Annotated in this window: 5 protein-coding genes; 4 read left to right on the top strand and 1 reads right to left on the bottom strand. The window is 64.1% G+C overall.

The window, feature by feature from the left end; all coding sequences use genetic code 11:
- The first annotated feature begins 105 nt into the window (after window positions 1-105).
- Window positions 106-1068 carry a Bug family tripartite tricarboxylate transporter substrate binding protein gene (locus tag ACH2CW_RS07880; RefSeq protein WP_395056819.1) on the top strand — a complete coding sequence of 321 codons (963 nt, stop codon included), beginning with the start codon at window positions 106-108 and terminating at the stop codon, window positions 1066-1068.
- Between the two features lie 25 nt (window positions 1069-1093).
- A complete protein-coding gene (gene gudD / locus ACH2CW_RS07885; RefSeq protein WP_395056821.1) occupies window positions 1094-2428 on the top strand; it encodes a glucarate dehydratase in 1335 nt (444 codons plus the stop codon).
- A gap of 12 nt (window positions 2429-2440) precedes the next feature.
- Here the strand turns inward: gudD and ACH2CW_RS07890 are convergent, their stop codons facing one another.
- The gene (locus ACH2CW_RS07890; protein WP_395056823.1) at window positions 2441-4075 is read right to left on the bottom strand and encodes a DUF4080 domain-containing protein; all 1635 of its coding nucleotides are present in this window, start codon (window positions 4073-4075) and stop codon (window positions 2441-2443) included.
- Between the two features lie 17 nt (window positions 4076-4092).
- On the opposite strand from ACH2CW_RS07890, the gene ACH2CW_RS07895 reads away from it, so the two are divergent.
- Together ACH2CW_RS07895 and ACH2CW_RS07900 are read left to right on the top strand one after the other, a co-directional pair.
- Window positions 4093-4866, top strand: coding sequence for an alanyl-tRNA editing protein (locus tag ACH2CW_RS07895; protein ID WP_395056825.1), 774 nt, complete (start codon window positions 4093-4095; stop codon window positions 4864-4866).
- 93 nt (window positions 4867-4959) lie between these two features.
- The coding region (locus tag ACH2CW_RS07900; RefSeq protein ID WP_395056831.1) for a protein-disulfide reductase DsbD family protein at window positions 4960-6836 on the top strand (1877 nt) is incomplete at its 3' end.

The raw sequence follows: 6836 nt of genomic DNA on the forward strand, positions 1-6836 counted from the left end.
CTTGACAAGACATTGGGTAGCGCTACCATACCCAATTGGTAGCGCTATCTTTGCGCTCTTGCCTGTCATTAATCCACCCGGCGCGCGCCATTCAGGAGACATCTCGTGAAAAAACTAATCATCACCTTGGCCATCGGCCTGTTTGCCAGCACCGGCGTTCTTGCCCAGGCCTGGCCATCCAAAACCACCAGCATGGTTGTGCCTTTCCCGCCCGGCGGCTCCACCGACACCGTGGCCCGCGCGATTTCCACCCAACTCAGCAGCAAGCTGGGCCAGCCCTTTGTGGTCGAAAACAAGGCCGGTGCGACCGGCACGATTGGCGCGACCCAGGTCAAACGCGCCGCGCCCGACGGCCACACCTTTCTGGTCACCTCACTGGGCCCGCTGGTGATTGCGCCGCACCTGATCCGCGGTGTGCAATACGACGCGCTGAAAGACTTCGACACCATCACCGTTGCCGTGCAAGCGCCCAATGTGCTGGTGGTGCCGGCCGCCTCGCCGTACAAGACGCTGGGCGCCATCGTTGCGTACCAGAAGATCAACCCCGGCAAGATGAGTTTTGCGTCATCCGGCAATGGTTCCAGCGACCACCTGACGGCCGAGCTATTCTGGCAGCAGACCGGTACCAGCGGCACCCATGTGCCCTACAAGGGCGGCGCGCCGGCCATCACCGATTTGCTGGGCGGCCAGGTCGATGCCTCCTTCCAGAACATCAATGCGGTGATTCAGCACATCAAGTCGGGCAAGCTGCGGGCGCTGGCCATCACCTCGGAAAAACGCTCGACCCTGCTGCCCGAGGTGCCCACCCTGACGGAGTCGGGCATGAAAGGCCTGGTGGTGTATTCCTGGCAGGCGGTGGTGGCGCCCAAAGGCCTGCCGGCCGACGTGCGCGCCAAAGCGCATGCGGCCATCGTCGCTGCGCTCAACGATCCACAGATCAAGCAGCAGTTCGTGTCGGTCGGCTTCGAAATCGTGGCCAACACCCCGGCACAATTTGCCAGCTTCCAGCAACAGGAATTTGCGCGCTGGAAAAAAGTCATTGAGACCGGAAAAATAAGCATCGACTGAGATGAAGCTGATTTGACTGAATAACATGCCCCAGACCTCCACCCCCCGCATCACCGACCTGCGCGTGATCCCCGTCGCCGGCCGCGACGGCATGCTGCTCAACCTCAGCGGCGCCCATGGCCCGTTTTTCACGCGCAACCTCCTGGTCCTGACCGACAACGCCGGGCGCACCGGTGTCGGTGAAGTGCCGGGTGGCGAAAAAATCCGCCAGACCCTGGAGGACGCTCGCGCGCTGGTGGTCGGCCAGGCGATTGGCTCGCACCAGCAGGTGCTGCAAAAGGTGCAGCAGCAGTTTGCCGACCGCGATGCCGGCGGGCGCGGCCTGCAGACTTTTGACCTGCGTACCACCATCCATGCGGTGACGGCCATCGAGTCGGCCTTGCTCGATTTGCTGGGCCAGCACCTGGAGGTGCCGGTGGCTGCGCTGCTCGGCGAAGGCCAGCAGCGCGAGGCGGTCGAGATGCTGGGTTATCTGTTTTTTGTCGGCGACAAGTCCAAAACAAACTTGCCTTATGCCAGCGAGCCCGACGCACCCGATGCCTGGTCACGCGTGCGCCATGAAGAGGCGGTGACGCCCGAGGCCATCGTGCGCCAGGCCGAAGCGGCGCACGCGCGTTATGGCTTCAACGACTTCAAACTCAAGGGCGGCGTGTTGCGCGGTGAGGAAGAGGTCGAGGCGATACGCGCGCTGCACCAGCGTTTTCCGAAAGCGCGTGTCACGCTGGACCCGAACGGTGGCTGGCTGCTGAAAGACGCGATCCGCCTGATGCGTGACATGCGTGGTGTGGTCGCTTATGCCGAAGACCCCTGCGGCGCCGAAGAAGGGTTTTCGGGGCGTGAGGTGATGGCTGAATTCCGCCGCGCCACCGGCCTGCCGACCGCCACCAACATGGTTGCCACCGACTGGCGGCAACTGAGCCATGCGCTGTCGCTGCAATCAGTGGACATCCCGCTGGCCGATCCGCACTTCTGGACCATGGCCGGCTCGGTGCGCGTCGCGCAGACTTGCCGCGACTGGGGCCTGACCTGGGGCTCCCATTCCAACAACCATTTCGATGTGTCGCTCGCCATGTTCACCCAGGTCGGCGCCGCCGCGCCCGGTCGCGTGACGGCCATCGACACCCACTGGATCTGGCAGGACGGCCAGCGCCTGACCAAAGAGCCTTTGAAGATTGAAGGCGGGCTGGTGCAGGTGCCGAAAAAACCAGGCCTGGGCGTCGAGCTCGACATGGCCGAGGTCGAGAAGGCGCACCAGCTCTACAAGCAGCACGGTCTGGGCGCGCGTGATGACGCGATGGCAATGCAGAGCCTGATACCGGGCTGGAAGTTTGACCCCAAACGGCCAGCCATGGACCGCTGAACCGACGAGGTCTCAAGCCGCCGCTGCGGCCTTCTGAATCTCCAGCCGCAGCGCCTGCTGCCCCAGATGGCGGTGTTGCCGCGGGGCGCCGTGTTTCTCAGTCCCCACCAGCGCTGTTTTTTGCGCCTGGCCCAGCAAGGCCGCCAGGCTTTGCGGGCGTCCGCGTGCGCCGCTGGCCTGGTAGTCGGCCAGCAGCGCGGCAGCCACGCTGGCCGCCTCCAGGCCACGCACTTGTATCAGGTGGGCGAACAACAGGTCCACCAGTTTTTCCAGCGCGAACTCATGGGTCTTGCCGGTGGTTTGCCAGAGCCAGTCGCTGAAAGCCAGGAAGTTCTGAAAGGCCGAGCCTGGCGCCAGCAACAGGTCCAGGCCGCGGGAGAAACGCCCGGAGTTGGCCACCATCTCCCAATACCGCGCAAAGCGCTTGATGCGCTGCATGGTGGCAAAGTCGACGGTGGAGTTCTGCAAAATTGTGTACGGCGTCTGCGGGTCATAGACCATGGCGAAGTCGGCCGTGTGCCGCGTGATCGGTGTGCCGCGCAGGCGCTTGAGCACACCGAACTGGATCTCGTGCGGCGCCAAGCCAAACAGGCGGTCAAAACCCTGGGCGAAACTTTCCAGCGTCTCGCCGGGCAGACCGAAGATCAGGTCGGCATGCACATGGGCGCGGCTCTTTTTGACCAGCCAGCGCAGGTTGTCGGCGGTTTTGTTGTTGTCCTGCTTGCGCGAGATGCGTTGCTGCACCTCGGGGTTGAAGCTCTGGATGCCGACCTCGAACTGCAGCGCACCATCGGGGAATTGCGCGATCAACTCTTTCAGCCGGTCTGGCAGGCTGTCGGGCACCACTTCGAAATGCACAAACACATCGGGCGCCTCGGCGATGCGGTCCAGGAAAAACTGCAGGATGCGTACCGAGTTGTCGATCTTCAGGTTGAAGGTGCGGTCCACAAACTTGAAATTGCGCGCGCCGCGCCGGTACAAGGCGTCGATTTCGGCCATGAAGCCGTCCAGTTCAAACGCCCAGGCGGTTTTGTCGAGTGAACTCAGGCAGAACTCGCACTTGAAAGGGCAGCCACGCGAGGCCTCGACGTAGAGCAGCCGCTGCGCCAGATCCTCGGCCGTGTATTCCTCATAAGGCAAGGCCAGTTCGGCCAGCGGCGGTTGTTCGCCGGCGATCACCTTCATCAGCGGTTGTGGTCCGTCGAGCAAGGCCCGGCAGAGTTTTGGAAAACTCACGTCGCCCCAGCCCGTCACCACATGATCGGCCAGGCGGCAAATTTCCTGCTGCTCGACCTCGTGGCTGACCTCGGGCCCGCCCAAGACTATTTTGATGTCCGGCCTCAGGGTTTTAAGCAGCCGCACAAGCTGTGTGGTCTCGACCACGTTCCAGATGTAAACGCCGAGGCCGATCACCTGGGGCTGCAGGGCCAGCAGCTCTTCCACCATGCGCGTGGCCGGCTGGCCGATCACAAATTCACACAGCCGCGTCTGCGACCGCAGTCCGGCGCCGCCGTGTTTGTCCATGTTGGCCAGCAGGCAGCGCAGGCCCAGCGAGGCGTGGATGTATTTGGCGTTGAGCGTGGCCAGCACAATGCGCGCGCGGCTTCCCGCATCGAAGGTGGCGGGCACAGGCGAAGCGCGGTTCATGCCAGTATTATCAAACCATGACGCAAACCCTGTTCCGCGATGACGCCTACCTCACCGAATGCACGGCCACGGTCACGGCCATCAGCGCGCAGGGCCTGGTGCTGGACCGCACGGTGTTTTACCCGCTGGGCGGCGGCCAGGCCGGTGATGCCGGCGTACTGGTGCTCGCTGACGGACGTGAAATGACGGTTGCCGACACCCGCAAGGGGAAAGACGAGCAGGGACAGTTCACCGCTGCGATTTGCCACCTGCCGGAGCTGACGGACCCGGCCGCTTCGGTGCTGGCGTATTGGCACGAAGCCGGTGTGCAGGTTGGCGACAAGGTCACCGCCCGCATCGATTGGGAACGCCGGCACCGGCTCATGCGTTTTCACACCACCACGCATCTGCTGTGCCACCTGGTGCCGCAGCTCGTCAACGGCTGCTCGATCACGCCCGACTACGCGCGGCTGGACTTCAACATGACCGACCCGCTGGACAAGGACGCCCTGACGGCCGGCATCGCGCGCCTGGTTGCTGCGGCGCACCCGCTGGTGGTCGGCAGCATCAGCGACGCCGAACTCGATGCGAATCCGGCGCTGGTGAAAAGCATGAGTGTGCAGCCGCCGCGCGGCAGTGGCCAGGTGCGCACCATACGAATAGGCGGCCCGGAGCTGGAACAGATGATCGATTTGCAGCCTTGCGGCGGCACCCATGTGGCCAACACGGCCGAAATCGGCGCCGTCATCGTCACCAAAATCGAAAAGAAAAGTGCAACGACGCGGCGCATTGTGCTGGGGTTTGCCGACTGACGCGCAGCATGCAACCGCGCAGCGGCACCGGCGACGCGCCCCAGGCCCGGCCCCGCAGGAACTAAAGGCGCAAGCGCCGCTCACACCATGACCATGAACTTCCGCCGTTTTTTATCCGCTCTGTTTTTGATAGCTGCCGGGGCCCTGCCGACATGGGCTAGCGCCCAAATAAGCTTCACGAACAAGGCTTCTCCTGGCGCCGTGGTCAGTACCGACCAGGTGCGCGCGGAGCTGCTGGCCTGGGCGCCTGACGGGGTCGAGCCAGGCAAGCCGGTCTGGGTCGGCCTGCAACTGGCGCACATCCCCGAGTGGCACACCTACTGGAAAAACTCCGGTGACTCTGGCCTGCCAACGGTGCTGGAGTGGACGCTGCCTGCGGGTATCACAGCCGGTGAGATCGCCTGGCCGACACCGAAAAAAATACCGATCGGCACCCTCGCCAACTACGGCTACGAAAACACCGTGTTGTTGCCAGTGCCGCTGACGGTGGCGCCGGGTTTTGACGCCAGCCAGCTGAACATCAAGCTCAAGGCCGCCTGGCTGGTCTGCAAAAAAGAATGTATTCCGCAGGAGGGCGAGTTTGCGTTGCAGATTCCGGTGCGCAGCTCCACCGGTTCCAGCAGCGGTGTTTTTGCAGCGGCTTTTGCCGCCAGCCCCAAGCCGCTGGACGGCGCGGGCAGCCGCATTGATGTTGCGGCCCAGGCGATCAAGGTCTCGCTGTCCGGCCTGCCTGCCAGCCTGCAGGGCAAGACCCTGGCGCTGTTTCCTGAAAGCGCCAACGTGATCGAACCGGCCGGTGCCTGGCAGCAAGCCTGGCAGGGCGATGTCTGGACCGCGCAACTGCCGCTGTCGACGCAGCGCACCGACAGCCCGCGTCTGATGCCCCTGGTGGTCGCCTTTGACAAACAGGCTTTTCGCATTGAAACGCCGGTCCAGGGCGAATGGCCGGCTGTGGCCGCCGCTGCGGTTGTGCCGCCGGCGCTCGAAGCCGCGCTCAAGGCCAATGCGGCACTGGGCGCCGCCCCGGTGGGCGGCAGCTCCCCGCCTTTGGGCCTGCTTGCCGCGCTGCTCGGCGCCTTGCTCGGTGGGCTGATCCTGAACCTGATGCCCTGCGTGTTCCCGGTGCTGGCCATCAAGGTGGTGGGCTTCACGCGCCATGCTGACGACAAACGGGCACAGGCCGTCAGCGGGTTCGCCTACACCGCTGGGGTGGTACTGAGCTTTGTGGCACTGGGCGCACTCATGCTGGGCTTGCGCGCCGCGGGGGAAGGACTGGGCTGGGGGTTTCAGCTGCAGTCACCCGCCGTGGTGGCGGTGCTGGCGGCGCTGTACACCGTGATCGGCCTGAACCTGTTTGGCGTGTTCGAGTTTGGGAATGTGCTGCCCTCAGGCCTGGCCACGTTGCAGGCCAAACACCCGGCGGTCGATGCGTTTTTGTCTGGCGTGCTGGCCGTGGCCGTGGCATCGCCCTGCACGGCGCCGTTCATGGGCGCATCGCTGGGTTACGCCATCGGTTTGCCTGCAGTGCAGGCGCTGCTGATTTTTGCCACCATCGGCCTGGGGCTGGCGCTGCCGTATCTGGCTGCCAGCCTGGTGCCCGCCATCGCGCGTGCGCTGCCGCGCCCCGACGCGTGGATGGACACGTTCAAGAAGTTCATGGCGTTCCCCATGTTTGCCACCGTGGCATGGCTGGTGTGGGTGCTGGGCCAGCAAAGCGGCATTGACGGGGCGGGCGCGTTGCTCGCGCTGCTGGTGGCTTTGAGTTTTGTGATCTGGGCGCTGACCTTGAAGGGCAGCGCCAGAACGATAGTTGCTACTATTTCAATAGCTGCTCTCGCCCTGTTGACAGGGGCTATCGGCCAAAACATCACCAAACCGATGGAGATTCCGGCCTCCACGCAGGCCAGCGCCCAGCCCGGCGGCTGGCAGGTGTGGGAGCCTGGCCGCGTCGATCAGGTTCTGGCCACCGG

The organism is Polaromonas sp., from assembly GCF_043778355.1.
Taxonomy (GTDB): domain Bacteria; phylum Pseudomonadota; class Gammaproteobacteria; order Burkholderiales; family Burkholderiaceae_C; genus Polaromonas.